The following is a 25,956-nucleotide window of genomic DNA, read 5'->3' as shown; positions in this document are numbered from 1 at the left end:
ACTTTTTTGCCTTATCATCGCTACATCCCACCTTATAATAAGAGTCAAAAAAACTACTAATTTCAATAGCTTTTGTTTCGTCTATTACTTCCGTTTTTATGACAATTTAATATACTCGGAATCATTAAAAAATAACGTTTTAAAAGTGAATGTTTCGGCATTTCGTATGCTGGTGTTCTTTTAATTGTATTTGATAAGTAAAAATGTAGGTAATGGAATTCAAAAATAAGTACTAGGATTGAAAAAAATATTTATTACTAATAGAGAAATATACATCATTTAACTTAAGAGGATGTATATTTGTGTGAGAGTCCTGTTGTTGCCAAGTTGTTGCCCAAATTGGTTGAAAAACCTGCAAATCAATCCTATTTAAACCTAACTCTATTGGAAAAAGAACTGATAAAATAGGCTTTTATCTAATATCATCACAACAATTCCTATTCAGTTGTCTACCTTGACAGGGTGGAGGTCGCTGGTTCGAGCTCAATCGGAATCACTAAGTTCTAAAAGTCTCTGATTGTTGATGCTGCAACGGTCAGGGGCTTTTTCTATGTTACACGACAGGTGCTTGTAAATTTACTGGTACAGAATAAATGGGGGAAAATTGGGGAAAAAATTATTTTGGTTCAATCTGGATAGTTATTATTTATATCAAATATGACATTTTGTGCACTTATAGTAATAAATGGTAATGGGTGATAAGATAAAGTTAATGATTAAGAGAATCACACTCAATTAAAAAGGAGTGGTGTGTATGAGTTTAATTTATTTGAAAGAAACGTATAGAGTAGAGATTGCTTATCGTGGAAATCACTTGTTCGAATTTAATGTTCCAATGCCCAATGGTACATATTTATTCAAGTTAAACCTTTTAGAGAAAGACATAGTCGCTCTAGCTAATTTCACTACTAAAGAGGAAATTACCCTTGAATCAATTGAAGAAAATAAAAGTATAATAATGGAAAAGTCATTAGAAATGCATAAAGCATTAGAAAAGCTGATGGAGCACATTCAATATAATCTAGGGCAACAGTTTGGAGAACCCAGAACAATTCTAAATAATGCTTTTTTGGCTATAAATAATAGTCAGTGGGTTCCTTATGAACCTTTTAGTGAAACTAATATAAAATTTTCTATAGGTACCAATTTAAATGAAGAAAGTTCGGTGGTTATCCAGAATTTTTTAAATAATAACGAAGAACCTTTTCTGGCTTTAAAACATTTACACCGAGCAAAAGAGGAAACAAGTCCGAGATATATGATTATTGAGGCTGCAATCGCTGCCGAATTAGCTATAAAAGAGTTTTTAAGCAGGAAATACCCTCATTTAGATGGATTATTGGAAGATCTTCCATCACCTCCACTAAGTAAGTTATATGGGTCCATACTCAAAAAATATCATGGAAAAAAATATCGTGCTAATGCAATGCAGGAGATAGCTACTATGAGAAATAAACTTATTCATAATCCGAAGAAAACAGAAATCTCTTTTACAAAGGCCTACAACAAGGTAATGGAAGTGGAGGATGCAATTAAATTTTTGCTCAAAGAATTATACCCTAATCATCCTTGGGCAGCCCCAAGGGGAAATTATGTATCTAATATGAGAATTATTGATTTAAGCGATTAATGGTATAAAAAGAAAATAAATCGCTCTTAAAAGGAATATTCGATTTATTTATTCATATTTTGAGCAGCAGCTTTGTTCCATATAAGGGCAGTTTAACTGGGTAAAAGGAGGAGATTGCTCCTGAAACATCTTATAAATGAAATAAAAAGTAATTTAGAAAACAAAAATTATTTATCAGCTTTGGCATTAACGCTAACATTACCAGATATATGTGCAAAAATTTCATATCCTAATATGAAGGGGTCTGGAAAAAGATATAAATGTTGGTATAATGAATATATTTATAAATATGACAAGCCTAAAGTTGGACTAGACGATTTAGACTCATTAACTATTAGTGGGAAGATAGTATATGCATTACGTAATTTATTACTTCATGAGGGATCCCTAGATGCGACAGAGGATATACGGAAAGAACTAGGTGTAAAAAATTCTCAAAGTCTTAAGTTTGTATTATCAGATAGCATAACTAGTTATAGTAAGGCGTGGAGTGACGGAGACAAAAGCACGAATCCCGATATTTATATAAGAATCAGTGTAGTAGATTTTTGCAAAAATATATGTGCTGTTGCAGAGAATATATTCTATGAGACTTACCAAGATAAAGATATTTATAATGATATAATAATTTTAAATAATTAGCACCCCTTAGAAGGCATGGCTAACTATACGATGATAGATCAATAAACTTGCCTGTGGTGCTTGTTTTATCGGCTGGAATTTTTGGCTGTTCCTATATATTTTTAACAGGAGTTCTTCCATCAAAAAATAGTGCTAGTAACGATTAAAGATCTTAGCTTACTTTTTTAATAAAATATTCATCCTTTAAATTAAGAGAACAAAAATTTGTGAGGATAGGGTTAAATGGTGAAAATCTATTGTAGCCAAGTTGTTGCCCAAATTAATAAAAATCCTTCAAGTCAATCCCATTCTAACCTATCTCTATTGTATAAAATATTTTTTATCTAAGGCCATCACAACCATTCCTTCCGTTGGCCACCTTGACGGGGGGAAGTTGTTACATGGTATGCATTGAGAGTAAGAGAGGAATTCAGCCTGGGTTTTCTTTATTATTACTGATATTTTTAGTATGTACTTGTACCTCTAATCGTTAATAGAATCTCGTTTTATAGACGTGCCGATTTCGTGCCGATTGAGTTTGAAAAACATAAAAGCGTTTTAAAAGGCAATTTTGCAAAACCTTGTTATACCAAGGTTTTTGCAAGGTTTAAAAAGTCTTTGAAAAAGTGAATTAATTAAATTCGAAATGGAAGGTTCCATCGGTTAATCCCCGATAACTTTCAATTTGAAATGAACCGTGCTGTTGATATGAATCAGCAGCACGGTTTTTCTTGTTTTTTAACGGGTATGGGTATGGAAAAGAGTTTATAATCTCTTCCATGCTATACATAAACAATGATATGTTAGTATGAGAATGTAAATATGGATGTGAAATAAATGGTATTCGTTTTAACCATCTCCGCACTTATCGGATTGGTTTCGGCTTTTTTTGGGAGTATTGCCGGTCTTGGCGGAGGAATTATTCTCGTCCCTGTCATGTTGTTCTTGAGCCAGACTTTCGAGGCGTTCAGTTGGGCGACGCCTCAAAAAATAGTAGGAATATCTATAATTACGATGATTTTCACAGGTATGTCCTCCGCTTTATCCTATATGAAAAGTAACCGGGTAGATTTTAAAAGCGGATGGATTTTTCTTATAGGAAGTGTTCCTGGAGGAATCCTGGGGTCCTTTTTGAATCAGTTTTTTTCTGCTGGAAAATTTTCGCTATTATTTGGGATTTTAATGTTATTTGTATTCGGTGTGTTTTTCCTGCCAAGAAAAAGTAAGAAGGCCCCGTTAGAAAAAAAACGGGGTGGGATCCAACGGGAAATGGAACTCGATGGAGAGATACACCGGTATGCTTATTCTTCGATTGCTGGTGGTTTGCTGGCATTTTCAGTGGGGATGATGTCCGGATTATTCGGAATCGGCGGTGGGTCCTTGATGGTCCCGGCCATGATTTTATTATTTGGTTTTCCAGCCCATGTTGCAACAGCTACATCGATGTTTATGATTTTCTTTATGAGCATATCCAATTCTGTTACCCACATCCTATTAGGTAATGTAGAATGGTTATACACACTGGCGTTTATTCCAGGAGCATATTTAGGTGGCATGTTAGGGGCAAAAGTGAATAAAGTGTTGAAAGGACAATACGTCGAATGGTTTCTTAGAGTGATGCTGATAATTGTAGCGATTCGATTGATCTTGAAGGGTATAGGATAAGGAGATTTGATGATGAAGGAAAAAATATTCTTATATTATACAAATGATCTTCACAGCCATTTTGAAAATTGGCCACAAATCATTGGATATTTTAATCAACAAAAAGTTAAACGGGAAAGACAGGGGCAGAGTTATTGGCTGTTGGATAATGGGGATCATGTAGACAGGTTCCATCCGATTGCTGAAGGACTGATGGGAAAAGGCAATGTGGAGCTATTGAATCAGGCAGGATACCATTTTGCCAACCTTGGAAATAATGAAGGCATTACCTTATCGCGTGAAGGATTGTATGAATTGTATAATGACGCTGACTTCGAAGTGTTATGTGCCAATTTGAAAAGAGAGAAGGAACCACAGCCTACATGGCTTAAAGCTCATAAAGTGGTCGAGAGCAAGCAAGGAGTGAAAATCGGGGTCATTGGTTTGACTGCTCCCTTCCAATTGTTTTATAGCATGCTTGGCTGGAGTGTCGAACCTCCGTATGAAACCTTAGAACGAGAACTGTCGGCATTATCCGAGCAAACAGATATCATCGTGCTGCTGTCCCATCTTGGCATCAATGATGATGAAGAAATCGCGCGCCGGTTTAAAGAAATAGATATCATCATTGGAGGTCATACCCACCACTTGTTCAGGAGTGGTGAGTTTATTGGGAATACGTTACTTACTGCTGCAGGCAAACATGGTACACACCTGGGAGAACTTATGGTGGAGTGGGATCATGAGACAGGGGAGTTAACACGAAAAGAAGCCTATGCCATCCCTACAGAGGATATGGCAAAAGACCAGGTCACTGCCGAAACTTTACAAACGATCAGGGAAGAAGCGATAGCTAATTTGAAAGAGCATGTGACGGAATTACCTGCAACTGAAGAAATAGGCTGGTTTCATGAAACAAAATTGATGAAAGAGCTTGTAGAAACGCTTCAAGAATGGACGGAAGCGGATATCGCGATGCTTAATGCCGGCGTATTACTCGATCATTTGGCTGCCGGAGAAGTTTGTTATGAAGATGTCCATCGTATCTGCCCCCATCCGATGAACCCTTGTAAAGTAGAACTGACTGGAGATGAGCTACTTGAAGTAATCCGGGCAGCACATACTAAAGAGTTTACTGAAATCAAGTTGAAAGGGTTTGGCTTTCGCGGTGAGGTCATTGGGCGTATGGTATTCTCCGGAATTAAAATCCATACAAAAAAAGATGACCATGGAAATGAACGGGTAGAAAAAGTTCTTTTCAAAGGAGAACCGTTAGAGCATGACGCTGTTTATCAGGTAGCTACCGCAGATACATTCACCTTTGGGCGGCTGCTTCCTGAAGTAGCGTATGCAAAGAAGAAAAAATATTATATGCCTGAACTGTTGAGGGATTTGCTTGTAGCGACATTGAAACGCGAAAATTAATATAAACTCTAACGTTAGAACAAACGTTAGAGTTTTTTTATATTCTTTTCACACGTTTACCTCCTTCCTCATAGGGTAAAACAAAAAGGATGTGGGGACCATCATTGATGTGAAACCGATTTTCATAGAAGAATACCCCTTTACTGCTATTAGTGTGGCACTTCCTAAAACCAACTTGCTGATTGTATCTAATGATGAGGGCTATATCATGTGTGCTGCTCTCGATGTAGATTTATTAAGTGAAAAGTTAGCAGATCGTAAGGTGATTGCCGGTCGGGCTGTCGGTGTCCGTACCATTGAACAGCTGCTTGACGCACCTCTTGAGAAAGTGACTGACGCAAGTAAAGAAAAAGGGTGGTCTCCTGGAATGACAGGTAAAGAAGCCCTTCTAAAGCTTGTTTCAAGAGAATAAGATAATATACAAAGAAGCCGTCATCTTTGACGGCTTTATTTTATGTGTAAAAAGAGAATAGCTATTTGAATTTATGCCAAACTTTCGTTCGTTCAAAATCAACTGACCAGTTACTATCCTGATATTACTGCATTTCCTGTAGGTTATATTTCAGATGCTTCAAGAAGCTTATACTAATTAATGAAAAAGATACATATGATGTCCCAAGGGGGGAATCAGGTGAGCAAGTATTCTAAAAATCATGCACCTCCATCGATGGGAAAAATATTCTTAGTTACTTTCATATTCTTTATATTCTTCACTATTCTTGGTCTATGGATCATCAACAAAGGCATTACCCCTACACTGATTGAAATCGCTGAAACCAGAACAAAGCAGTTTGGAAGAGATGCGATTGTGGATGCTGTTGGAAAACGAATCGCTGATGATCTTACCTATGAAGATTTAATGGATATTCAAAAGGATAATAACGGCAACATCGTGTATATGGGTTGGAATTCAGTCGTGGTCAATCGTGTATTAAGGAATACTACTTTCCGTGTACAGAATTACTTAAGACAAATAGAAAAGGGCAATTTGCCTGATCCTGGAGCTCCTTTGGATGTTCCATTAGATGAAGAGAATGATGTAGATGAAATTGAAGAATCACCTATCCTGGTGCGAATCCCTATCGGCCAGGCAACTAAAAATACATTGCTTGCCAATCTAGGTCCAAAAGTTCCAGTAAGATTCCAGGTAATCGGTTATGTAGAGTCCAATGTAGAGAATAATATTACTGAATACGGGATTAATTCAGCGCTGTTTGAACTGGTAATTCATATCAAGGCAGAAGTAAGGATTGTGATTCCTTTTTCTACAAAGACCTCTACCGTTACAGCGGATATACCGGTTGCCCACAGTACGATCATGGGACCAGTTCCTGATTTTTATAATGGTTCCGGTGGAGAAAAATCACCGTCATTCTCTGTCCCTATGGACGGCTTTCAAGTTGATCCATCCCAGTAATCATTAAAAATATCTTGCATAACTCATGAACAATTGATACAATACGTTAGGAAATTTTAATATTGCGTGACCTTATCAGATCGGTGAGGTAGAGGCGCAGGCTGCATGAGTAATCAACTGGAGAATGACAACGATGATGGTTGGTGAAAGGGCTGTCTGCCGAAGCATGAAGTATGGTCAAATACGGAAATGCTGGTGCTTTTCCTAATAGGAAAGGCACTGTCATGCATACTAAGGAAATGGATGCATGGTGCGCTACTGATCGAAATGAAGGATAATCAAACTTGCTGTCAAAGAGCAATGAAGGATTATTTTTCTTTCATTGTTCTTTTTTTATTCCTCATTTACCCCAGTAGTATATCCACATACCCATGGCATCCCCACATTCAAATGAATGTGACTACCTTAAGAATCACAGATATGGAGGGGAACTAGCATGGAAGGTACAATCTACTCTTTGATACCTGCAATTTTAATGCTTATATTGGTTATTGTTACACGCAAGGTTATCTTGTCTCTGGGCATCGGAATCGTTATAGGTGCTTTGCTTCTTTATAATTTTAATGTTATTGATACGATGGCAGCAATTTGGACGATGTTCTATGAAATATTCATTGCCGGCACAACAAATCTTTTATCATTGGAAGGATGGAATATGGGCAATATTTATCTGTTCTTATTCTTAATCCTGCTAGGGATGGCGACTGCTTTCATGACAGCCTCTGGGGGCAGCAAGGCATTTGGTGAATGGGCCATCAATCGTATTAAAACTCGCACGGGTGCACAGGCGGTACCGGCATATTTGGGAATCATCATTTTCATTGATGACTACTTCAATGCTTTGGCAGTGGGACAGGTAGCTCGTCCATTAACGGACCGGTATAAAATATCACGGGCCAAACTTGCATATTTCATCGATTCTACATCTGCTCCGGTTACAGTTATCTCCCCCATTTCCAGTTGGGGCGCTTACATCATTGGTACAATCGGCAGTATTCTCGTGGCGAATGAAATATCTGACTTTCAGCCTCTGGAAGCTTTCGTTAAAATGATACCTGCCAACCTTTACGTATTTGCTGCTTTATTATTAGTGTTCATGGCAGCATATATGAAGCTTGATATTGGCCCGATGAGAAAACATGAAAAAAGAGCATTGGAAACAGGAGAAGTAACTGACCCATCACGCGGGGATATCCCGGGAGATCTGAATGATGAATTCAAGCCGCATAATAACGGGAGAATATATCATTTATTAATTCCGATTGCTGTGTTGATTATCGGAACCATAGGGGCCATGGTAGTTACAGGTATTCAAAATACAGAGGGAACGGCCACCTTGTTGGCCATTTTTGAAAATACGAATGTGAATATCTCATTATTCACAGGAGGATTACTGTCAGTCATTACTGCGGCAATTTTCTATGGGCTTCAGCCGGCTCCGAAATCGCACATGGGTAATGTGCTTTGGGAAGGGACAAAAGCTATGCTTCCAGCTATTTATATTTTAGTTTTTGCCTGGATCATCGGTTCCGTTATCGATCAATTGGCTACAGGTGAATATTTAGCTGGCCTTGTGGAAAAAGCTTCCATAAGTCCTGCATATCTGCCATTTTTGATTTTCTTGGTATCGGGCTTCATGGCCCTTGGAACTGGTACTTCCTGGGGAACATTCGGAATCATGCTGCCAATAGCCGGTGAAATTGCTGCAATATCAGATGTAAGCCTGATACTACCAGCATTATCAGCAGTGCTGGCAGGGGCTGTATTTGGAGATCATTGTTCTCCGATATCTGACACGACCATATTATCCTCGACCGGTGCTGGTTCTAACCATATCGATCATGTACTCACCCAGCTTCCTTATGCATTGATTGCTGCTTCCGCAGCAGGTATTGGTTATCTAGTGTTAGGATTCAGCGGTCAAGTTCTGCTTCCATTGATTTTGACATTAGTAATTGTAGCTGTCATAGGTCTTTTGATTCATTTGATTTCACCATCATTTAAAGTAAATAAACAATAACAGGAAAGAAGCGCGTCAAAGTCATGACGCGCTTCTTTTGCATTTATTTTCCTGTGATAGGAAAATCTGAATAATATAATATTTCTTTGACACCCTTCTTTGGTCACGGTATAATACAAGCAGATAATGCGAATTATCTGAAAAAAGTGAATTTTTATAACATTCTCTCTTAGATACAAGCATAATAGAAGAGTGAGGGAGAATCAAAACAAAAGGGAGGTCTTGCAAAAATGGAAAAACGTTCACAGTGGGGAACTCGGGCTGGTTTTATTCTGGCAGCTATGGGTTCTGCAATTGGATTGGGTAATATTTGGCGATTCCCTGCAGTAGCTTATGAGAATGGTGGAGGAGCATTCTTTATTCCTTATTTATTTGCTTTACTGACCGCTGGTATTCCTTTGTTGATTATGGAATTTACCATTGGTCATAAATATCGTGGTTCAGCTCCGCTTTCATTTTTCCGAATGAACAAGAAAACAGAGTGGCTTGGCTGGTGGGCTGTGCTGGTATCCTTTGTGATATCAACCTACTACGCAGTAATTATCGCCTGGGCTATTTCTTACAGTTTCTTCGCATTTAATTTAAGCTGGGGACAAGATACAGAGGCTTTCTTGTTTAGTGATTATTTGAACTTATCCGTAGATCCTGGTCAAACAGGAAGCCTTGTACCTGGAGTCTTTTTCCCGCTTCTTATCGTATGGCTGATTGCTCTTGGAGTATTGTTCAAAGGGGTTAAGAAAGGTATTGAAATGGCTAACAAAATTTTCATTCCTACCCTTATTGTCTTATTCCTTATCATTGTACTACGAGCAATCACGCTTCCTGGTGCAGCAGAAGGCCTGCAGACATTCTTTGCGCCTAACTTTGAAACAATAACAAATGGTAGTGTATGGGTAGCCGCGTATGGGCAGATTTTCTTCAGTTTATCGATTGCCTTTGCCATCATGATTACGTATTCGAGCTATCTGCCTAAGAAATCGGATATTACGAATAATGCCTTCATTACCGGATTTGGTAACTCAAGTTTTGAATTGCTTGCAGGTATTGGTGTCTTCGGTGCACTTGGTTTCATGGCACAGCAAAGTGGAGTTGGTGTCTCTGAAGTAGTAAGTGGCGGCGTAGGTCTTGCATTTGTAGTCTTTCCACAAATTATTAACGAGTTGCCTGCTCTCAATGGATTATTTGGTTTCTTATTCTTCTTGTCATTAGTTTTGGCTGGTCTCTCCTCATTAATTTCAATTTCAGAGACTTATATTGCCGGGCTAAAAGAAAAACTTGGAATTTCCCGTACTGCCGCTGTAGGAATTGGTGGTGGCTTAGCGGCTCTTATTTCTATCCTGTTTGCTACCCAGGGTGGATTATTCTTCCTCGATGCCGCAGACTATTTCATCAACCAATTTGGTGTAGCGTTTGTAGGGTTGGTTGAAGTAGTTATTATTGCATGGTTCCTTCGCAAGCTTACCGATTTTCAGGATCATGCGAACGCTATATCAGATATCCGCCTAGGCAGCTGGTGGAAAGTTAGCTTAGGAATTATTACACCGATCGTGCTCGGTTATATGATGTTTGATTTGTTTAAGCAAAATATTTTAAAAGAGTTTGATACTGAAACAGGAAACTATGAAGGATATACAGATGCCTTCATTACATTTGGTGGATGGTCAGTAGCGGCAGGTGCCCTGGTAATTGGCATCTTGCTCTCCTTTAAACGTTGGCATTCGAGTGCTTTGTCAGAAGAAAAACACTCCAAAGAGGAGGTCATTTAATATGACAGGAAGTGCAATTTTCATGATGGTTATTGGAATGGTCGTGATATGGGGAGGTCTGACAGCGAGTATTACGAATGCTGTCCGGAAGTCTAAACAACAATAATTGAGTAAGCGTCGTACTCTCAGCAGTACGACGCTTTTAATTTATCTTTAATCTCTTGCCATTCGCTCCCATCTTCTTAAATAAGGGTACGGATCAAAAGACCATTCACTGTATCCATTATCTTTGTACATGCCATAGTGTAAGTGAGGTGGGAATTTCCCGGAGGTTCCTGGTGGCCCATAACCGGTAGCACCGACCGAACCTATGACATCACCGGGTTTTACCACATCTCCAACTTTTACTCCATCTTCAAACCCGTTTAAATGAGCGTAATAGTGATATATGTTGAAGATATCACGGATCCCGATTCTCCATCCTCCATATCTGTTCCAGCCTTTCATTTCAATCACGCCGTAAGTGGTGGAACGTACCTGAACACCATAATTGGCGAATATATCTGTTCCTTCATGAATTCTTCTTCCTCCAAAACCTCTCGCATCCCCCCATGTACTTCTATAACTATAATTTGCGCTAAGAGGGAGGGGGAAGTCTCGGTCTGTCAGATGGATGGTGCCAAAATGCTTAAATACACGCGCATTGTTTATAATTGTCTGTACGGTAAGATCCCGTTTATAATATTTCCATAATGCAATTTTGATATCGTCTGGATTATGCCCAAATGAAGAGAGATAGGAAGCGATACTGTAAAGTACATCTTCATCATTGTTCTTATCCGCTACTTCATCTCCATTACCATCATCTCCCCATCCATTAAACATTTTTGTTATAGAAGGGGACTGCTGATCGGATGAATCCGGGTTGTCCAATCCGTTCCAAAATAGCCGGTCAGGTTGAATAGCAGTAACTCTTTCCTCAGGAAAGTCTTCATGTATCTGGCGTTCAAACTGATCGACCGCTGCTAAATAATACCACGGGATTAATGTAGTAGCTTCTGTCTTTTTATATAAGTCCATACGGGTCTGGTTTTCTTCTTTTTTTATTTCTTCTTCACTTTTCTCTGCTCCATACGTAACAGTAGGGAAAATTGCCCCTGTTAGTATAAGTGTGAGGAAGAGAAGTATCCAAATTCGTTTCATAATACGTCACTCCAACCAATTGATGACCTTAGCTTATGAAAGGCAGGCCGCAACTATTAATGGAAAATTTAGTGAAAGTTTAAAAAAGACAGGAAAGTGTAAGGTTACTTTCCTGTCAGATAGTCATCGATTCATATCTTCAGCAGTAGAGTCACGTGGGTCTTTGGTTGATCTTGTTTCATCATTGTACGTGTCTTCTCCTTGAGGGGCCTCCCGCATCCGGGTAATCACATTCTCAAGTACATTATCGTAATTTTCATCCGAAATATTGGTATTGCTTAAGCTTTGAATATCCTTAAACGAACTTTCCTGGTCTGAAACATACACTTCATAATAACGCGGCACCAGTGACAGTACTGTTTTCTTCACCATATCAGCCGCCTGGTTCCTGTCTGCATCGTCGGCTTTCTTATAGGCTACAAGAACCTCATCATCGGTAACTAATGTACCTGCATCATTGATGGCATCCATGGTGAGAACCATTTTAGTAATCATATCGGCGGTTTCTTCCCGGTTTATTTCGATACGATAATCACCTTCAGGGTCTATCTGGCTCTTGTCATAACGCACATAGCCTAATTGATCATTCAAATCCCCGTCGCCATCCTGATCGATTGGATCCTGATAATTATCCATAGCATTTCCGTTTAAAGCACCACGGTCCTGGTTCTGGTCTCCGTAACGTTCCATTGTACTTTCCTCTTCTTTAGCGGTACACCCGGCTAACAATATCCCACTCATCAGGATAGAAGCTGCAAACGTATATCGCATTAAAATACCTCCTTAATATCAATTCTCCCCTTTCCATTATTTTTGTCGAAACCGGAGAATACATACGAAATAAATATTTTGTGACTACCTGCCGTCAAGTATGATAAAATTTAGTTACTGTAAGAGGTGATGGTAATGATTGAATTGTTTGGCAAGAAGTATGAGATCGTAAAAGATTATAGAAATGGGTATCAAGCAGAAGCGTTGGAGCAGCGGTTTAGTGATATTCTGAGCAAGTATGATTATATTGTGGGCGACTGGGGGTATGGTCAGCTTCGCTTGCGGGGATTTTACGATGATCAGAATCCTAAGGCTGCCTTTGATACCAAAATCAGTACCTTAGAAGATTATTTATATGAGTATTGTAATTTTGGCTGTGCCTATTTTTTATTGAAGAAAATTGATTAAAAAAAGCAATCCTTCCCAAATCATCGGGAAGGATTGCTTTTTTATGATTTAAATAGCTTCTCGTAAGAACTCCCTAAGTTCCTCAGCATCTATCTCGTTTAAATTAAAAGCATGTTCCAGGTACCCAGGTTCTTCGATATCATCGTGGCCGATAATGGCAAAACGAGTGCCTTGGATGTCAAGCACTAAAGTCTTGCCATAATAACGACTGGTCTTCACCAGAGCCAGATCATGTCGGTGGGTTTCTCCCATGAAGCTTACAAATCGGGTGTCGCTTTTTTCTTTTTCATCATAGAGAAAGAAACGTTCCTCTTCCATATTAAGTACCTCCTTATTCTTCATTCATTACGAGATGAGGTTTATGGGCAAGATGGTGATGAGCTTTCACAAATCGTACGGTTTTCGTTTTCGCCCGCATGACAATCGAATCTGTTTCGGTTAAATCGCCCCCGAGAAATTTAACTCCATTCAACAGTTCTCCCTCTGTTACTCCTGTTGCAGCAAAAATAGCATCATCACTTTTTACTAAATCGTCCATCGTTAACAATTGATTTGGGTCATCCAACCCCATGGACTTACAGCGTTCAGCTTCTGCTTCATTTTGTGGAAGCAGACGGGCTTGCATATCCCCTTCAAGGCTCTTAATCGCTGCGGCTGAAATGACACCTTCAGGAGCGCCTCCAGTACCAACAAACAGATCGACACCAGTGTGACTTAAACAAGTGGCGATGGAAGCTCCTACATCTCCGTCACCAAACAGTTTTACTCGGGCACCTTTTTTGATGACTCGTTGGATAAGGTCCTCGTGGCGGTCACGTTCCTGAATGATTACAGTCAGGTCTCTTACACGTTTATTGTTGGCACGAGCGACAATGTCGATCGTTCGTTCGATCGGATCATCCAGATGGATTAGCCCTTTGGCGTTTTTACCGACTGCGATTTTTTCCATATACATGTCAGGAGCATGAAGCAAGGCGCCTCGTTCTGCTGCTGCAATGACAGCCATGGCATTATTATGACCTTTTGCAACGATGTTCGTTCCTTCTAATGGATCGACAGCAATATCAACAGCAGGCCCGGTCTTGTTACCGAGTTCCTCTCCGATATAAAGCATTGGTGCTTCATCTAATTCACCTTCACCGATAACCACGACACCTTCCATAGCAACCGAATCGAACATTGCTCTCATGGCTGATGTAGCTGCATCATCTGCATTTATTTTATCGCCACGGCCCATCCATTGAGCTGAGGCAATAGCAGCTGCTTCTGTTACACGTACAAGTTCTAATGCGAGTTCTCTATCCAATCATTTCTCCTCCGATACAATGAAGTTCTTATATATGATAGCAGAGTTTACACAAATCCGTAAATATGCATCCTTTTCCTGTTATGCATGTAAATGTGATATCATGATGAAAGAATTAGGTTATGATGCAATTGTATGGAGGTGGAGTTATGTATTTTGTCGATCGAAAAAAAATTGAAAGTACCTTGCTTTACATGGAAGGTCTGATGCAGGAATACCAAAATCATGACTTTGAGTCTTTATTAGAGAAGTTAAGCCTGGAGCGGATTACGCATATGACGATTGAAGCGGTGATTGATGTCGGAAATATGATGATTGATGGGTTTATTATGAGGGATCCAGGGAGCTATGAGGATATAATCGATATACTTACAGATGAAAAAGTCATACCAGAATCTCACCAGGAGCCATTCAAAAATTTCATCCGGTTACGCAAGATGCTGATTCAGGATTATTTGGAAATCGAACATCCAGTCATCGAAAAGAGCTGGAAAAACACACAGGAAGTGCTTGAAACCTTCCCGTCGTCCGTCAGAAGATACCTGGATGAAGAGCTAGGACCTGTCTCTGCATTTTCAAATTCCTAAACTGTGACAATATTAATAACATAGGGATTATAAATTTACTCTCTTCTTTCTCTTCTTTATAATGAAAGAAAGAAGAGGTGATGGGTGATGAAGCAATCCTCTACGAAAGAGTCGCTGTTACTTTTATTAAAAAAGAATAACAGTCTTACCATATCAGAGCTTGCCGAAGAAGTTGGAATTTCTGAAATTGCTGTAAGGAAGCATATTCATGACCTTGAGAGAAAGAAACTGGTCCAGGCAAGACAAGTTCGACAATCTGTCGGCCGGCCGTTGAATTATTATGAATTGACCGAAAGAGGCCAGCATACATTTACAAGCCATTATGAATCCTTTTCATTGGAATTGTTGAATGATATGGAAGCACTCTATGGAAAATCTATGGTGTACGATTTGTTAAAACAACGGGCAGGACGGATGGAAAAAGAACTCCAAACCCAAATGCCCGAGGAAGATTTTCATCAACGGGTGGAAAAGCTGGCTCATATACAAGAACAGAATGGTTATATGGTAGAGTTGGAAAAAAAGAACGATCATACTTATACGTTAAAGCAATATAATTGTCCGATTTGGAATATCGCTCGTAACTATAAAGGTATGTGTGGTCAGGAAGTGAAAGTTTTTTCAAATCTTTTGGAAGACAGTAAAGTAGTGGCTGAGAAGAGCATGTTAAGCGGGGAAGCCTGCTGTGCTTTTCAAATCATCCATAAGAGTGAATGACAGCTTCTCGCATGTATGGTGCGGGAAGTTTTTCTGTTAACAATAGAAAGCAGGTGTACGTATGAAAAAATATCAAGCATATCTGATTGATTTGGATGGAACCATGTATCGGGGGACAGAACGAATTGAAGCTGCATCAGATTTTATTAAAAAACTAAATGAAAAAAAGCTGCCTCATCTTTTTGTAACCAATAATTCATCAAGAAGACCAGAGCAGGTGGCAGATAAACTGAACCACATGGATATACCAGCTGCCAAAGAACAAGTATACACGACGAGCATGGCTACTGCTCAATATATCAAAGATCAGCACCCAGGTGCTAAAGTATATGCAATTGGCGAAGAGGGATTATTGACAGCATTAAAGGAATCAGGGCTGGAACTAGTGGATGAGGGTGCCGATTTTGTCGTAATCGGTATTGATCGAGGAATCACTTATGAAAAATTGGCAAGCGCTTGTTTGAATGTGAGAAATGGTGCTGTCTTCCTTTCTACAAATGGCGATGTAGCGATTCCGACAGAGCGAGGCATGCTGCCAGGAAACGGATCATTGACGTCTGTTATAACGGTTAGCACTGGAGTCGAGCCTAAATTTATTGGGAAACCCGAGCCCATCATTATGGAGCAGGCGATGCAAACATTAGGGTATGACAAAAAAGAAGTTTTAATGGTCGGGGATAATTATCACACGGATATTAAAGCCGGGATGAATGCAAGCCTGGATACTTTGATGGTTTTCACTGGCGTCACATCAAAAGAAGATTTGGAAGCATATGAAGAACAGCCGACTTATACTATTGCTTCTCTTGAGGATTGGTTCTCTCATTTATAAATGAAAATGCCGTCTATTCCAGAAGGAAAGACGGCATTTTGTCTGTATTGAACAGTTATAGCATAAAAATACCAAAGATCTATCGTAAGGCGTCAAGCCCTCTTGAAAGACTATTATTCATCATCTTCTGCTTCTTCTTCACCGACTGCACTATGCGCAAGGCGGCTTGAAGCTGCAGCAGCAATGGCCCCTACAATATCATCCAGGAAAGTATGACATTCTCCAGTAGATTTATCATTCAGCTTTTTGAGAATCCCTGGTTTTTGTTTATCGATAAAACCATAATTGGTAAAACCAATAGATCCGTATACATTGACAATGGATAGCGCTATGATCTCATCGACACCATACAAGCCTTCATCTTTATCGATTGTCCCTTGCAACGGTTCTTCCAGTTGTTTTTTTTCGGCTAATACATCTAATTGAATCCCTGTGAGTATTGCGTTTTGTACCTCTCGTTTCGTAAGCACCTTTTCTACATTATAGCGACATTCATCAATGGTAAGATCCTCATGGTATTTGGATTGTAGGTAATAGACAAGCTCTGAAATATCATTTATGGTTACGCCACGTTCGACTAACCATTCACGTGCTTTTTTTTCTAATTGACTCATTTTTCTAACCTCATTCATATATACTCTATTGACCTCCCTTTTATAAAATAAGCTTCCCTGACCGGTAAAATTTAAAACATGGTGCTAGGTGTATTGGTCTATTATAGCATGATGGATAGGAGTGTATATGCTGTGGAAGAAATTATAGCAGATTATATCGACATCTCAAACGCCGCCATTGTGGAGTTTGATCAGACCCCCGGTTATTTTCATAATGGGGAGGTGTATTTTGTCATTCCAGCACATGGCCGAGAAGGAATATACCAAGAATTGCAGCATGCCTGTGAGTTTTTGCAGCAGGGTGGGTTTAAAAATATCGTAAGTCCAATTCCTATCGAGGAAAGCCGTTATCAAATTAACAAAAATCAACGTCACTATGTGATTGCTAAAGCTAAACCTGATTCCTCCTGGCAGCTGCCGTTTTCTGCCCAGAGGTTAGCGGATTTTCATGAACTCGGCTCTTCTTATCCTTATCATCTTCCTGGCATATCAACCTATGGACAATGGAAAACATTATGGGGGAACCGAATCGACCAGTTTGAAGCTGGAATCCGTCATTGGCATGCACAGAGGCCGGTAGGTGAAATGCATCGATTGTGGGTCGATACTGCCCCTTATATTATTGGCTTAGGAGAAAATGCTATCCAGTATGTGCAAGAAAGTGAACAGGAAACCCGCCACCAAAGAAAGGACCAGGCAACATTTACTTTTGACAGATATCTATCTGATAAGAAGCAGCTATTATGGTTTGATGAATTAAGATATGATCATCCGGCCCGGGATTTGGCGGAAGCATTGAGAAATTATATGCTGAGGGAACGTTCTCCTGAACATTTAACTTCATTTTTTTACAATTACCACACGAGGTCTCCGTTTTCCATATTTGGTTTGCGATTAGTATATGCCCGGCTGCTATTCCCGGTTCATATCCTCGATAAGTTTGATGAAGTCTATCAGAATCCTTTTGATGAAGCGTTATTAAAAGAAACAAGGATCCTTTTCAAGCGGCAGAAGCGATATGAAAAACAACTCCGCCATTTCTTCCATTCGTTAGGGATTAATCCGGCGCCATTGAAAATTCCTGTGCTTGATTGGTAAAAACTTCCCACATCCACCTAGGATGATGGGAAGTCTTTTCTTTTACTGAGGAGCTTATGCTAAAATCAGTGGTAAGATTTTCTTAAATGAGGGAAGGGGATTAGTAATGGAAAAACCTAAGGTGTTTATAGCTCGCAAGCTGCCAGACGAGGTTGTGGATAAGTTCAGAGAAAACATGGAGATAACCATGTGGGGCAGTGAAGAGGAGCCAGTAGACCGGACAAGGCTTTTACAGGAGGCTGGGCAGTGTGATGGGCTGATTACCATGCTCACCGATCAAGTTGACGATGAGTTGATGGACCAGGGGAAACACCTGAAAATTATCGCCAATATGGCAGTAGGATATGACAATGTAGACATTCAGGCTGCTGATAAACATGCAATTCAGATAACCAATACTCCTGATGTTCTAACGGAAACAACAGCCGACTTGACATTTGCCTTGTTGATGGCGTCCGCACGCAGGATTGTTGAAGCGAACAAGCATATTAAAGAAGGTAAATGGGAGAACTGGTCGCCGTTATTTATGGCTGGTACCGATGTCCATCATAAATCGATCGGTATTGTAGGTATGGGGAGAATAGGCCAGGCAGTAGCACGCAGGGCTAAGGGTTTCGGCATGGAAATTCTTTATCATAACCGCTCCCGCAAAGAAGATGCGGAAAGAGAGCTTGGAGCTTCTTATCATAGCTTTGATGATTTACTAGAGAAAGCTGATTATGTGGTTTGCTTGGCACCATTGACGGAAGAAACAAGAGGCATGTTTAATCAGGAAGCCTTTAAAAAAATGAAAAGCAGTGCTATTTTTGTTAATGCTTCCCGGGGAGCGCTAGTGGATGAACGTGCCTTATACGAAGCTCTGGTTAGTGGAGAAGTGAAGTCTGCGGGATTGGATGTATTTGAAAAAGAGCCAATCGATGCGGATCATCCGCTTTTAGAGCTGGATCAAGTGGTGTGTCTTCCTCATATTGGATCGGCAAGTACGGAAACTCGAACAGCTATGATGGAACTGTGCCTGGAGAATACCTGGAAGGTTCTCAATGGCGAAATGCCAAAAACGCCCGTGAACTGATTCGTAATAATAGAGGTTATTTAGAAGTGAAGCAGATGAGCATAAAAGAAAGGGGCTATCCTTGTGGGACAGCCCCTGAGTATTTAAATTATGTGCTTAGAATACCTGTTCTACCTCACGGATACCAGGTACTTCTTCGACAAGTGCGCGTTCAATACCAGCTTTCAATGTGATGGTAGAACTTGGGCAGCTTCCGCATGCACCCATTAGACGTAGACGGACAATTCCTTCTTCCACATCCACTAATTCCACATCCCCACCGTCACGAAGTAAAAATGGACGTAGCTTATTCAGTACTTCTTGGACCTGCGTTTGCATAAGCAATCTTCCCCTTTCTCATATTCACATTATAAAACGGATAGAAATAAAAATCTATCTATTGGTTTTAATATCTCTATAGCCATGTTCTCTTGTGTACGGCACGACTGTCACGGAGCGGTCGCCTCCGCTTTTGACATAATGGCATCTAGCTACGGCTCCCAGCGTCTCGTGTACTTCCTTCACCTCCGTACGATAAGGCGACATCAAATCGCTACGCTCTTTGTGTCTTCTTTATCTCCTACGGTTCAGTCCAGTCCAATCGCCGCTGAGCGGTCGCCTCCGCTTTTGAGTGTATTGAGAACTATTTTCATTTTATCTTTTTTTGGTTATTTTGTAAAATGGAAATATAGGTTCAGAACAATTGTGGAGGCGGTTACATGAAGAAAGATTCTGTACAGCTTGTTGTGTATGGGGCGGATCAGGTGTGTGCCAGTTGTGTCAACTCACCTGGTTCAAAAGAAACGTATGAATGGCTGCAAGCGGCTATCTCAAGAAAGTATGGCGAAGATGGCATTCATTATAAATATATTGATATTTATTCGAATCCTAAAAATGAAGAACACCAGCATTATATTCAGCAGTTGCTGGATGATGAATTATTTTATCCATTGGTGGTTTTGGATGGGGAAATTGTCGGGGAAGGGAACCCCAGGTTGAAAACTATTTATCAGGTACTCGATGAAAAAGGTTTTCAGCCTGTTTCTTAAAACATCAGTGTTGTCCGAATAAAACTGGATATGATAATATTGATGATTAGTGGGGGATTCATCTAGGATGAAGAGGTGACGCAGATGAATCCGATTATTGAATTTTGTATTAACAACTTAGCAAGTGGTTCCCAAAAGGCTATGGAAGAGCTGGAAAAGGATCCGGATCTTGATGTTATAGAGTATGGCTGTTTAAGCCATTGTGGGCTATGCGCCCAGAGTTTGTTTGCTTTAGTCAATGGAGAACGGGTTACGGCAGATAGTGCTGAAGAGCTTGTGGAAAACATTTATCAGCACCTAGAAGAGAATCCCCTTTTTTAAGTGCCTGTTCTCATGGTGAAAAGCAGCGGAAAGCCGTGCACCAGTTGTACGGCTTATTTTTTACTTCATCGAGAGTTTGACTGTTCTAACACAAGTTTTTTCGCTATAAAAAGGAAGGCTCAAGCAGAGCCTTTCTCATCATAATGAATCAGGGATGTGGCAGAGATGGAAATACCATTTATTAAAATGCATGGGTTGGGCAATAACTACATATTCATTGATACATTTAAATTTAATTTAGAAGAAGATATTTTGCCGGCGCTGGCCAGAAAGGTCTCGGATATCCATACAGGCCTCGGCTCCGATGGTCTTATTCTCATTCATCCGAGCGACCAGGCAGAGGTCGGTATGCGTATCTTCAATAAAGATGGCTCCGAAGGCAGAAATTGTGGAAACGGGCTTCGTTGTGTGGCGAAATATGCTTATGAATATGGGCTGGTCGAAGAAACTTCTTTTAAAATTGAAGCAAGATCTGGGATTGTAGAGGCTTCTGTTTCGGTGGAAGCTAAGGAAGTTACGGGTATTACTATCGATATGGGGAAACCGATGCTAGAGCGTTCCCTCATTCCAATGGCAGGTCCAGAAACGGAACAAGTAGTAGCGGAACAATTTGAAGTCAGTCACCACCCTCTCGAATTGACAGCTGTGTCGATGGGAAATCCCCATGCTGTTTTCTTTGTTGAAGATATTCAAACTGCACCACTTTATGAGTTAGGACCAATAATCACGGAAGACCAGCGTTTTCCCGAAGGAGTTAATGTTGAATTTGTTGAAGTCGTTTCAGAACAGGAAATGCATTTCCGTGTATGGGAAAGAGGTTCTGGTGTTACTCAGGCCTGTGGTACAGGGGCATGTGCAGCCGGGGTAGCAGCCGTCCTGAATGGCTATGCGCAAAAAAATTCCGAGATCCTCGTGCATCTAAGTGGAGGCGATCTGGTCATCCGCTGGGATGAAGAAGACCGGGTATGGATGACTGGCCCGGCAGCAATCATCGCAGAAGGAACTTACCATTATTAATTCCGCACATTTGAATGTGGATGGAATTGTTTAGTATACTGATTATAACGAAACGAAAGGGGAGACACGGATGATTCTCAATATTACGGATGCTGCCAGCTCGCAGATTAAAGAAATGATGAAAGAAGAAGAAACAGAAAATATTCGTCTACGCTTTGGTGTCAAAGGTGGAGGCTGCAGTGGGTTATCCTACGCGATGGGTTTTGAAGAGGATATCAACGAAGAGCTGGATGTATTAGAAGATGCTAATGGCATTCCTGTCGTCATCCATCGTCAAGATGTGCCGATTATCGAAGGTACCACCATCGATTTTAAGCAGAATATGATGGGCGGAGGTTTTACGATAGATAATCCGAACGCTATCGTTTCATGCGGCTGTGGTTCGTCATTCAAAACTGCCACAAATGCCGGGACCCCTGATGAAAACTGCTGAACTTAAGTAATCGAGGAAAATCCTTTTTAATTGATATATGGTCATGGCAATATAAAACAGCTCTTCCTGAAGGCCCTCTTAACAGTGAGTGATAAACTTCATTGTAAGGGGGCTTTTGTTATGGATTAAAACAGTTTTAATAATTTATAGTAACTATGTAAATGCCTCCTTTATTAAAATAGGGTTAGGTGTTACTTTATCAAAACAAGACTAAAGGAGTTAAAGAATGAATCTCTTTTTTCAAACATTTTATATTTTAGCTATTATGCTGATATTATCTGCCTGCAATATAGACGAAAAAGTAGATAAAACAGATGATAATAACAATAAAACGACGGAAATGAATGAAGATACGCAGGAGGAAAATAGTCATCGTGAAGAAACAAAAGAAGAGGCACCAGGGGATACATGGACTTACTATGAAGAGGTAAGAGCATCCGAAGAATTTGAAGAGGTAAGCTATACGATTCAGGATATCGGTGTAAGCGATGATGCTCCTATGATTAATGATGAAGGAGAACGAGTGTCCACATCGGTTCTGGGTATGACTATAAAGGTGGAAAACAATTCGGCCTCTAACGTCTATTCTACAAATATAGATGAATCTATTTTAGTCACTTCAACAGGTGAAAAAGTAGAGGCTGATGAGATTTTTTCTGATGATATAGGAGGAGATCTCCATGAAGAAGAGAAAAAAGAAGGGCAGCTTATTTTCTATCCTGAGAATGGTAAAGCCGCTGATATAGAGTGGATTGAGTTAAATTGGAAATCAAGTATAGCTGAAAACGAAAACTCCACTGAAGATGGTAGCCATAAGGTCAAAATTGAGCTGAAATAACCGAAATAAACCAAGAGTGTTTCTTTATAATAAAGCCGCGACTCCAAAGAATCGCGGCTTCTGTCATTTCAATTTATTGTCCGAACATACTGGTTGAGTGTTTCGGTTGTACTCTTGCGTCAGGATCCATATATGCTTTTGCATTGTTCACAGCGGTTGGACCTTCACCGAAGCCGGAGGCAATAAGTTTTACTTTGCCAGGGTAGGTACAAATATCACCCGCTGCATAAATGCCAGGGATGTTCGTTTCCATTTTTGAATTGACGACAATGCTGTTTTTTTCTATTTCGAGATCCCATTCTTTAATCGGACCTAAGGAAGATATGAATCCGTAGTTGATGATGAGGTCATCAACATCAGTAGTTTCCACACGGTCACCCTTCGTCTCTTTAAGGACAACCTGTCTGATGCAGTCCTCGCCAATTACTTCTTCCGGGGCAAATGGTGTCTTGACATTGACAGATGATGCCATCAATTTCTCCACACTATGTTCATGAGCGCGGAATTTATCGCGCCGGTGTACGAGTGTAACTTCATCTGCAATGGGTTCCAGCATTAAAGCCCAGTCGACAGCAGAATCTCCACCCCCGCAAACCATTACTTTCTTCCCTGCGAATTTATTCATATCGGGCACGTGGTAATGAAGGTTTACTCCTTCGTAATCGGAACAATTAGGAAGCTCCAGTTTACGCGGGCTGAACGCGCCATTACCAGCTGTAATAATAATAGTTCTGGAATAATGCTCTCCCTTTGTCGTAGTCAGCTTGAACGTTTCATCCTCTAATCTTTCTATTTTCTCCACAGCTTGATCCAGAGAAACAGTAGGATTGAAAGCCATCGCTTGTTGTTTTAGATTATCAACAAGCTCCTGAGCTCTTACCTTAGGAAAGCCTGCGACATCATAGATATACTTCTCCGGATATAAGGCAGTCAATTGTCCGCCAAGTTCTGGCAGACTTTCTATAATATTTACACTTGCTTGCCTCATTCCACCATAAAATGCAGTAAATAAGCCGACCGGTCCTCCCCCGATGACCGTAATGTCATGTACTTTTTTACTCATAACTCTTCCCCCTATTCCAACTAAATTGTGCAGCCTTTTCCATTTTATCATAAAACAAAACCTTATGGGCTCTTGTGGAATTATTCCAATTACGCAAAAAGGAAAATTCTTAACATTCGGATTAATAAAGAAAGGGTTGAAAATTATTTTAAAAGAGTCTAAGATGGTGACTAGAAAAAGTTATTACGATTTTGTGACAAAATAACAGATGATTCTGCTCTTTTTTTATGGAATCATGTGTGAAAACTGTCACATACATTGTATATCTCTATGAAGCAGCGTAGGAAAACATGCAGAAAAATACTAATTGGAAGTGATTATGATGAAGAAACCTAATATTGTCATTCTCGGTGCCGGTTATGGCGGGATTATGACTGCAGTCAAATTGCAAAAGAGTTTAGGTGTAAATGAAGCAAACATCAAGCTAGTCAATAAGCACAGCTATCATTACCAGACTACTTGGCTTCATGAAAATGCTGCCGGTACATTGCATCATGACCGTACGCGTATCCAAATCAAAGATGTGGTCGATACAAGCAAAGTTGACTTCATCCAGGATACAGTGCTCTCGATTCAGCCTGATGAGAAAAAGGTTACGCTTGAGAATACAACTCTGGACTATGACTACCTGGTTATTGGACTAGGTTTTGAAGCGGAGACGTTTGGAATTCCAGGATTGAAAGAGCATGCATTTGGAATCAGTAACATCAACAGTTCCCGTTTGATCCGTCAGCATATTGAATACAACTTTGCTAAATACAATAATATCAAAGATCCAGGGGAAGAGCTGCTTAACATCGTAGTAGGCGGAGCTGGCTTTACTGGAATTGAGTTTGTTGGAGAATTAGCGAACCGAGTTCCAGAACTTTGCAAGGAATACGACATTCCGCGTGAAAAGGTAAGAATCATTAACGTTGAAGCGGCACCTACAGCACTTCCAGGTTTTGACCCTGCTCTAGTAGAGTATGCGATGAATTCCTTGGAATCACGCGGTGTAGAATTTAAAATCGGTGCTATGATTAAAGAAGTTACTCCAAAAGGGCTCGTCTATGAAAAAGATGAAGAACGAGTCGAAATTCCTTCCAATACGGTCGTTTGGGCTGCTGGTGTACGTGGTAACTCTATCGTAGAAGAGTCCGGTTTTGAAGCTATGCGCGGTCGTGTCAAAGTACGCGAAGACATGCGTACCCCTGATTATGATGACGTATTCGTTGTAGGGGATTGTGCGCTGATTATTAATGAAGAAACAGATCGCCCCTACCCGCCAACCGCACAAATGGCTATTCAACAGGCTGATACAGTAGCTCATAACGTAAAAGTATTAGCCAGAGGAGAAAAAGAACTGGAACCATTTGAGCCTAATATTCAGGGAACGGTTGCTTCTCTAGGGCATGATGATGCTATTGGTGTGGTTTTCAATGGCAAAAAGTTATTCGGATGGTCTGCTTCCGTTATGAAGAAAGTGATTGATAATCGTTATCTATTGAAGCTTGGCGGCATCGGACTACTGCTTAAAAAAGGTAAATTCAATATTTTTCATTAATCATACAAGGCAAAGGCGTTATTCCGCCTTTGCTTTTTTTCTTATTGGCCAGACACTCGTGAAATAAGCAATCCGTTTTGCGTAAGGGAAGAACACCTTTCTCCAGCCGTATCGCTAATGCATGTCGTGTGTTTCAGGGCGCTTGCGCTTTTCTTACACTCATAATAAAATGTAGTTTGGAATTCTTGTATAACAAGTTTACATACATAGAGGGGGAGCATGTTGGATATTGTTCAACTAGTGATAGGGATATTATTGTATTTTGTGCTGTTTTTTTCCATTGCTTTTCTTTTGAATATGCTGTTGAGGTCGACCTGGTTTATGGCTTTTGTCTACCCAGTGATCATATTCTTAATCGTCGATGATTTTTCATTTGGTAACTATTTCACTGACCCCTCCTGGGCTTTCCCAAGGGTGTTCAGTATGATTACTGACTTGAAGCTTTTTGATATTTTAATTTTATCCGGGGGCTTTGCCGGTACGATTGCTGCGGGAATCGTCATACGTATGTTAAGAAAAAGTGGTTATCAGATGTTTTAATATTCACCCACCTTCTTGCCAAAAAAAGGGCGCTGAGGTGGTTTTTTTCTTGTATATCAATTGTATGTTGCCCTACATTTTATGCAGAAATGAATAATTCAT

Annotated in this window: 29 protein-coding genes and 1 riboswitch; of the genes, 22 read left to right on the top strand and 7 right to left on the bottom strand. The window is 40.1% G+C overall.

Annotated features, from left to right (window positions below):
• The first annotated feature begins 754 nt into the window (after positions 1–754).
• The 9 genes from B9Y67_RS05280 (at position 755) to B9Y67_RS05240 (ending at position 10,629) form a co-directional block, all read left to right on the top strand.
• Positions 755–1,630, top strand: coding sequence for a hypothetical protein (locus tag B9Y67_RS05280; RefSeq protein WP_085505742.1), 876 nt, complete (start codon positions 755–757; stop codon positions 1,628–1,630).
• A gap of 114 nt (positions 1,631–1,744) precedes the next feature.
• Positions 1,745–2,272, top strand: a complete 528-nt coding sequence (locus tag B9Y67_RS05275) for a hypothetical protein (protein WP_254901715.1) — start codon at positions 1,745–1,747, stop codon at positions 2,270–2,272.
• 816 nt (positions 2,273–3,088) lie between these two features.
• Positions 3,089–3,916, top strand: coding sequence for a sulfite exporter TauE/SafE family protein (locus tag B9Y67_RS05270; RefSeq protein WP_085505741.1), 828 nt, complete (start codon positions 3,089–3,091; stop codon positions 3,914–3,916).
• Positions 3,917–3,928: 12 nt separating this feature from the next.
• The gene (locus B9Y67_RS05265; protein WP_176223916.1) at positions 3,929–5,320 is read left to right on the top strand and encodes a bifunctional metallophosphatase/5'-nucleotidase; all 1,392 of its coding nucleotides are present in this window, start codon (positions 3,929–3,931) and stop codon (positions 5,318–5,320) included.
• Positions 5,321–5,420: 100 nt separating this feature from the next.
• The gene (locus tag B9Y67_RS05260; RefSeq protein WP_085506696.1) at positions 5,421–5,732 is read left to right on the top strand and encodes a YunC family protein; all 312 of its coding nucleotides are present in this window, start codon (positions 5,421–5,423) and stop codon (positions 5,730–5,732) included.
• 219 nt (positions 5,733–5,951) lie between these two features.
• Entirely contained in the window at positions 5,952–6,737 is a 786-nt protein-coding gene (gene yunB, locus B9Y67_RS05255; protein WP_254901714.1) for a sporulation protein YunB, read from the top strand.
• A gap of 81 nt (positions 6,738–6,818) precedes the next feature.
• Positions 6,819–7,003, top strand: a riboswitch (Lysine riboswitch).
• Positions 7,004–7,173: 170 nt separating this feature from the next.
• Positions 7,174–8,757: a Na+/H+ antiporter NhaC family protein gene (locus B9Y67_RS05250; RefSeq protein WP_085505739.1), complete on the top strand. Its 1,584-nt coding sequence runs from the start codon at positions 7,174–7,176 to the stop codon at positions 8,755–8,757.
• Between the two features lie 230 nt (positions 8,758–8,987).
• Positions 8,988–10,523: a sodium-dependent transporter gene (locus B9Y67_RS05245; protein ID WP_085505738.1), complete on the top strand. Its 1,536-nt coding sequence runs from the start codon at positions 8,988–8,990 to the stop codon at positions 10,521–10,523.
• Position 10,524: 1 nt separating this feature from the next.
• On the top strand, positions 10,525–10,629 hold the full coding sequence (locus B9Y67_RS05240; protein ID WP_085505737.1) for a methionine/alanine import family NSS transporter small subunit: 105 nt from the start codon (positions 10,525–10,527) through the stop codon (positions 10,627–10,629).
• A 47-nt stretch (positions 10,630–10,676) separates the two neighbouring features.
• Here the strand turns inward: B9Y67_RS05240 and B9Y67_RS05235 are convergent, their stop codons facing one another.
• Positions 10,677–11,666: a M23 family metallopeptidase gene (locus B9Y67_RS05235; protein WP_085505736.1), complete on the bottom strand. Its 990-nt coding sequence runs from the start codon at positions 11,664–11,666 to the stop codon at positions 10,677–10,679.
• 123 nt (positions 11,667–11,789) lie between these two features.
• Entirely contained in the window at positions 11,790–12,437 is a 648-nt protein-coding gene (locus B9Y67_RS05230) for a YhcN/YlaJ family sporulation lipoprotein (RefSeq protein ID WP_085505735.1), read from the bottom strand.
• A gap of 135 nt (positions 12,438–12,572) precedes the next feature.
• Here B9Y67_RS05230 and B9Y67_RS05225 point away from each other — a divergent pair, with 135 nt between their 5' ends.
• Complete coding sequence (locus tag B9Y67_RS05225) at positions 12,573–12,845, top strand: YutD family protein (RefSeq protein ID WP_062440890.1); 273 nt, start codon at positions 12,573–12,575, stop codon at positions 12,843–12,845.
• 48 nt (positions 12,846–12,893) lie between these two features.
• On the opposite strand, the gene B9Y67_RS05220 is transcribed toward B9Y67_RS05225, so the two are convergent.
• Together B9Y67_RS05220 and glpX are read right to left on the bottom strand one after the other, a co-directional pair.
• Complete coding sequence (locus tag B9Y67_RS05220) at positions 12,894–13,163, bottom strand: DUF3055 domain-containing protein (protein ID WP_139823736.1); 270 nt, start codon at positions 13,161–13,163, stop codon at positions 12,894–12,896.
• Between the two features lie 13 nt (positions 13,164–13,176).
• Entirely contained in the window at positions 13,177–14,151 is a 975-nt protein-coding gene (gene glpX, locus B9Y67_RS05215) for a class II fructose-bisphosphatase (protein ID WP_085505733.1), read from the bottom strand.
• Between the two features lie 149 nt (positions 14,152–14,300).
• Between glpX and B9Y67_RS05210 the strand changes: the two genes are divergently transcribed.
• The 3 genes from B9Y67_RS05210 to B9Y67_RS05200 all read left to right on the top strand — a co-directional run bounded on the left by B9Y67_RS05210 (position 14,301) and on the right by B9Y67_RS05200 (position 16,287).
• Positions 14,301–14,738 (top strand): DUF86 domain-containing protein, encoded by a 438-nt coding sequence (locus B9Y67_RS05210; protein WP_085505732.1) that lies wholly within the window; start codon positions 14,301–14,303, stop codon positions 14,736–14,738.
• An 87-nt stretch (positions 14,739–14,825) separates the two neighbouring features.
• Positions 14,826–15,455, top strand: a complete 630-nt coding sequence (locus tag B9Y67_RS05205; protein ID WP_085505731.1) for a helix-turn-helix transcriptional regulator — start codon at positions 14,826–14,828, stop codon at positions 15,453–15,455.
• A gap of 61 nt (positions 15,456–15,516) precedes the next feature.
• Positions 15,517–16,287, top strand: a complete 771-nt coding sequence (locus B9Y67_RS05200; RefSeq protein WP_085505730.1) for a TIGR01457 family HAD-type hydrolase — start codon at positions 15,517–15,519, stop codon at positions 16,285–16,287.
• A 113-nt stretch (positions 16,288–16,400) separates the two neighbouring features.
• Here B9Y67_RS05200 and B9Y67_RS05195 read toward each other — a convergent pair whose 3' ends face one another.
• Positions 16,401–16,901, bottom strand: coding sequence for a phosphatidylglycerophosphatase A family protein (locus tag B9Y67_RS05195; RefSeq protein ID WP_441007549.1), 501 nt, complete (start codon positions 16,899–16,901; stop codon positions 16,401–16,403).
• A gap of 132 nt (positions 16,902–17,033) precedes the next feature.
• Here B9Y67_RS05195 and B9Y67_RS05190 point away from each other — a divergent pair, with 132 nt between their 5' ends.
• Positions 17,034–17,999, top strand: coding sequence for a protein kinase family protein (locus B9Y67_RS05190; RefSeq protein ID WP_085505728.1), 966 nt, complete (start codon positions 17,034–17,036; stop codon positions 17,997–17,999).
• Positions 18,000–18,105: 106 nt separating this feature from the next.
• Positions 18,106–19,071, top strand: coding sequence for a 2-hydroxyacid dehydrogenase (locus tag B9Y67_RS05185; RefSeq protein ID WP_085505727.1), 966 nt, complete (start codon positions 18,106–18,108; stop codon positions 19,069–19,071).
• 96 nt (positions 19,072–19,167) lie between these two features.
• Here the strand turns inward: B9Y67_RS05185 and B9Y67_RS05180 are convergent, their stop codons facing one another.
• Positions 19,168–19,389, bottom strand: coding sequence for a NifU family protein (locus B9Y67_RS05180; protein ID WP_062440865.1), 222 nt, complete (start codon positions 19,387–19,389; stop codon positions 19,168–19,170).
• Positions 19,390–19,769: 380 nt separating this feature from the next.
• Between B9Y67_RS05180 and B9Y67_RS05175 the strand changes: the two genes are divergently transcribed.
• From B9Y67_RS05175 to B9Y67_RS05155, 5 genes are all read left to right on the top strand, one after another.
• A complete protein-coding gene (locus tag B9Y67_RS05175; protein WP_085505726.1) occupies positions 19,770–20,099 on the top strand; it encodes a YuzD family protein in 330 nt (109 codons plus the stop codon).
• 84 nt (positions 20,100–20,183) lie between these two features.
• A complete protein-coding gene (locus tag B9Y67_RS05170) occupies positions 20,184–20,420 on the top strand; it encodes a YuzB family protein (RefSeq protein WP_085505725.1) in 237 nt (78 codons plus the stop codon).
• A 165-nt stretch (positions 20,421–20,585) separates the two neighbouring features.
• Positions 20,586–21,437, top strand: a complete 852-nt coding sequence (gene dapF, locus B9Y67_RS05165; RefSeq protein ID WP_085505724.1) for a diaminopimelate epimerase — start codon at positions 20,586–20,588, stop codon at positions 21,435–21,437.
• A gap of 70 nt (positions 21,438–21,507) precedes the next feature.
• Positions 21,508–21,870, top strand: coding sequence for a HesB/IscA family protein (locus B9Y67_RS05160; RefSeq protein WP_085505723.1), 363 nt, complete (start codon positions 21,508–21,510; stop codon positions 21,868–21,870).
• Between the two features lie 226 nt (positions 21,871–22,096).
• Complete coding sequence (locus tag B9Y67_RS05155) at positions 22,097–22,708, top strand: hypothetical protein (RefSeq protein ID WP_085505722.1); 612 nt, start codon at positions 22,097–22,099, stop codon at positions 22,706–22,708.
• Positions 22,709–22,781: 73 nt separating this feature from the next.
• Here B9Y67_RS05155 and B9Y67_RS05150 read toward each other — a convergent pair whose 3' ends face one another.
• Complete coding sequence (locus tag B9Y67_RS05150) at positions 22,782–23,771, bottom strand: NAD(P)/FAD-dependent oxidoreductase (RefSeq protein WP_085505721.1); 990 nt, start codon at positions 23,769–23,771, stop codon at positions 22,782–22,784.
• A gap of 322 nt (positions 23,772–24,093) precedes the next feature.
• Between B9Y67_RS05150 and B9Y67_RS05145 the strand changes: the two genes are divergently transcribed.
• Positions 24,094–25,314 (top strand): NAD(P)/FAD-dependent oxidoreductase, encoded by a 1,221-nt coding sequence (locus B9Y67_RS05145; RefSeq protein WP_085505720.1) that lies wholly within the window; start codon positions 24,094–24,096, stop codon positions 25,312–25,314.
• A gap of 222 nt (positions 25,315–25,536) precedes the next feature.
• Complete coding sequence (locus B9Y67_RS05140; RefSeq protein WP_254901713.1) at positions 25,537–25,854, top strand: YuiB family protein; 318 nt, start codon at positions 25,537–25,539, stop codon at positions 25,852–25,854.
• The last annotated feature ends 102 nt before the right edge of the window (positions 25,855–25,956 follow it).

The organism is Thalassobacillus devorans, assembly GCF_900176565.1.
GTDB classification, from domain to species: domain Bacteria; phylum Bacillota; class Bacilli; order Bacillales; family Halobacillaceae; genus Thalassobacillus; species Thalassobacillus devorans_A.
This window is presented reverse-complemented; position numbering and strand designations above follow the sequence as displayed.

Coding starts and splice junctions, on each gene's coding strand:
- B9Y67_RS05280 (WP_085505742.1), top strand. CDS start 755: ATGAGTTTAATTTATTTGAAAGAAACGTATAGAGTAGAGATTGCTTAT.
- B9Y67_RS05270 (WP_085505741.1), top strand. CDS start 3,089: ATGGTATTCGTTTTAACCATCTCCGCACTTATCGGATTGGTTTCGGCT.
- B9Y67_RS05265 (WP_176223916.1), top strand. CDS start 3,929: ATGAAGGAAAAAATATTCTTATATTATACAAATGATCTTCACAGCCAT.
- B9Y67_RS05250 (WP_085505739.1), top strand. CDS start 7,174: ATGGAAGGTACAATCTACTCTTTGATACCTGCAATTTTAATGCTTATA.
- B9Y67_RS05245 (WP_085505738.1), top strand. CDS start 8,988: ATGGAAAAACGTTCACAGTGGGGAACTCGGGCTGGTTTTATTCTGGCA.
- B9Y67_RS05240 (WP_085505737.1), top strand. CDS start 10,525: ATGACAGGAAGTGCAATTTTCATGATGGTTATTGGAATGGTCGTGATA.
- B9Y67_RS05235 (WP_085505736.1), bottom strand. CDS start 11,666: ATGAAACGAATTTGGATACTTCTCTTCCTCACACTTATACTAACAGGG.
- B9Y67_RS05230 (WP_085505735.1), bottom strand. CDS start 12,437: ATGCGATATACGTTTGCAGCTTCTATCCTGATGAGTGGGATATTGTTA.
- B9Y67_RS05225 (WP_062440890.1), top strand. CDS start 12,573: ATGATTGAATTGTTTGGCAAGAAGTATGAGATCGTAAAAGATTATAGA.
- B9Y67_RS05220 (WP_139823736.1), bottom strand. CDS start 13,163: ATGGAAGAGGAACGTTTCTTTCTCTATGATGAAAAAGAAAAAAGCGAC.
- B9Y67_RS05210 (WP_085505732.1), top strand. CDS start 14,301: ATGTATTTTGTCGATCGAAAAAAAATTGAAAGTACCTTGCTTTACATG.
- B9Y67_RS05205 (WP_085505731.1), top strand. CDS start 14,826: ATGAAGCAATCCTCTACGAAAGAGTCGCTGTTACTTTTATTAAAAAAG.
- B9Y67_RS05200 (WP_085505730.1), top strand. CDS start 15,517: ATGAAAAAATATCAAGCATATCTGATTGATTTGGATGGAACCATGTAT.
- B9Y67_RS05195 (WP_441007549.1), bottom strand. CDS start 16,901: ATGAGTCAATTAGAAAAAAAAGCACGTGAATGGTTAGTCGAACGTGGC.
- B9Y67_RS05185 (WP_085505727.1), top strand. CDS start 18,106: ATGGAAAAACCTAAGGTGTTTATAGCTCGCAAGCTGCCAGACGAGGTT.
- B9Y67_RS05180 (WP_062440865.1), bottom strand. CDS start 19,389: ATGCAAACGCAGGTCCAAGAAGTACTGAATAAGCTACGTCCATTTTTA.
- B9Y67_RS05175 (WP_085505726.1), top strand. CDS start 19,770: ATGAAGAAAGATTCTGTACAGCTTGTTGTGTATGGGGCGGATCAGGTG.
- B9Y67_RS05170 (WP_085505725.1), top strand. CDS start 20,184: ATGAATCCGATTATTGAATTTTGTATTAACAACTTAGCAAGTGGTTCC.
- dapF (WP_085505724.1), top strand. CDS start 20,586: ATGGAAATACCATTTATTAAAATGCATGGGTTGGGCAATAACTACATA.
- B9Y67_RS05160 (WP_085505723.1), top strand. CDS start 21,508: ATGATTCTCAATATTACGGATGCTGCCAGCTCGCAGATTAAAGAAATG.
- B9Y67_RS05155 (WP_085505722.1), top strand. CDS start 22,097: ATGAATCTCTTTTTTCAAACATTTTATATTTTAGCTATTATGCTGATA.
- B9Y67_RS05150 (WP_085505721.1), bottom strand. CDS start 23,771: ATGAGTAAAAAAGTACATGACATTACGGTCATCGGGGGAGGACCGGTC.
- B9Y67_RS05145 (WP_085505720.1), top strand. CDS start 24,094: ATGAAGAAACCTAATATTGTCATTCTCGGTGCCGGTTATGGCGGGATT.